Source organism: Streptomyces sparsus (genome assembly GCF_054776295.1).
The window spans coordinates 1-1,617 of the sequence record NZ_BAAHCA010001022.1 but is presented as its reverse complement, the minus strand read 5'-3'; the positions used below and the strand labels follow the sequence as shown (position 1 = coordinate 1,617).

1 protein-coding gene is annotated in these 1,617 nt (G+C 73.2%); it reads right to left on the bottom strand.

Going from position 1 to position 1,617, the window contains the following annotated elements:
• Nucleotides 1-97 precede the first annotated feature (97 nt).
• On the bottom strand, nucleotides 98-1,531 hold the full coding sequence (locus ACYVE9_RS25965; RefSeq protein ID WP_461030335.1) for a GH1 family beta-glucosidase: 1,434 nt from the start codon (nucleotides 1,529-1,531) through the stop codon (nucleotides 98-100).
• Nucleotides 1,532-1,617: the final 86 nt, after the last annotated feature.

The following is a 1,617-nucleotide window of genomic DNA, read 5'->3' as shown; positions in this document are numbered from 1 at the left end:
GGCCGGTCCGGTCCGGTCTCGCGAGCACCCCGTGCACGGGCGGTCAGCCGTGCACGGGGGGCGGGGTACGGGCGCTCGCCGGGTGCGTGCGGAGGGGTCAGGCCGGGGCGCCTCCCCGGGCCGGGCCGCCCCCACGGGTCAGGGTGATGGTCTCGCGGTACCAGCGGGCGCTGTCCTTCAACGTGCGCTGCTGCGTGTCGTAGTCCACCCGGACGATGCCGAACCGCTTGTCGTAGCCGTAGGCCCACTCGAAGTTGTCCATGAGCGACCAGGCGAAGTAGCCGCGCACGTCGGCGCCCTGCTCACGGGCCGCGGTGACGGCCGCCAGGTGGTCGGCGAGGTAGGCGGTGCGGTCCGCGTCGCGTACCCGCCCGTCGCTGTCGACCGTGTCGTGGAAGGCCGCGCCGTTCTCGGTGATCACCGTGGGCAGGCCGTAGTCGCGTTGCAGGCGGACGAGCAGTTCGGTGAGGCTCTGCGGAATGATCTCCCAGTCCATCGCGGTGGTCGGCAGCCCTCGCGGCACGACCCGGGAGACGGGATGTCCGTCGGCGTCCCGCAGCGAACCGTTCTCGGCGGTGCCGGAGAACAGCAGGCCCTGGTAGAAGTTGACGCCCAGCACGTCCAGCGGTGCGGCGATCGTCTCCAGGTCGCCCGCCCGAACCGGCATCAGCACCCCGCGTTCGTCGAGGTCGGCGAGTACGTCCGCCGGGTAGCGGCCGTGCACCAGCGGGTCCAGGTAGAGCCGGGTGCCGAGCCCGTCGGCACGTCGGCAGGCGTCCAGATCGGCCTCGCTTCCGGTCTCCGGGTCGGCGGTGCCCAGGTTGAGCGTGATGCCCAGCTCCAGGGGACGCTCGCCCGCCGCCTCCCGCAACCGCCGGACGGCCAGCCCGTGCCCGAGCAGCAGGTGGTGGACGGCGTGCATGGCGTCACCGAAGTTCCGGCGTCCGGGCGCGTGCTGGCCCCAGGCGTAGCCGAGCATGGCCGAGCACCACGGTTCGTTGAGCGTCGTCCAGTGCGCCACCCGGTCGCCCAGCGCCTCGTAGGCGAGTTCCGCGTAGTCGGCGAAGCGTTGCGCGGTGTCCCGGGTCGGCCAGCCGCCGGCGTTCTCCAGCTCCTGCGGCAGGTCCCAGTGGTAGAGCGTGATCCACGGGGTGATGCCGCGGTCCAGCAGCCGGTCGGTGAGCCGCCGGTAGAAGTCCAGTCCCTTCTGGTTGGCGGGTCCGGTGCCGCCGGGCTGGATGCGCGGCCAGGCGAGCGAGAAGCGGTAGGTGTCGACGCCGAGTGAGGCGATCAGGTCCACGTCCTGCGGCATCCGGTGGTAGTGGTCGCAGGCCGTGTCGCCGTTCTCGCCACCGACGACCGCGCCGGGCACCCGGCAGAAGGTGTCCCAGATCGACGGTGTCCTGCCGTCCTCGTCGGCGGCTCCCTCGATCTGGTAGGCGGAGGTCGCCACGCCGAAGCGGAAGTCGGTGGGCAGCCCGGTCAGCGGGCGGGCCGCGGGGGTGAGCTGCGGGTTGCTGGTGAGGCTCATGAGTCTCCTGGTCGGGGAGGGGGACGCGGCGGGCGCGCCCGGGCGGTGGGTCAGCGGGAGGGGGCCGGCCGGGCGGCGGGGTCCGG

Excerpts from the sequence above, each read along its gene's own strand:
- ACYVE9_RS25965 (WP_461030335.1), bottom strand. The coding sequence starts at position 1,531 with ATGAGCCTCACCAGCAACCCGCAGCTCACCCCCGCGGCCCGCCCGCTG.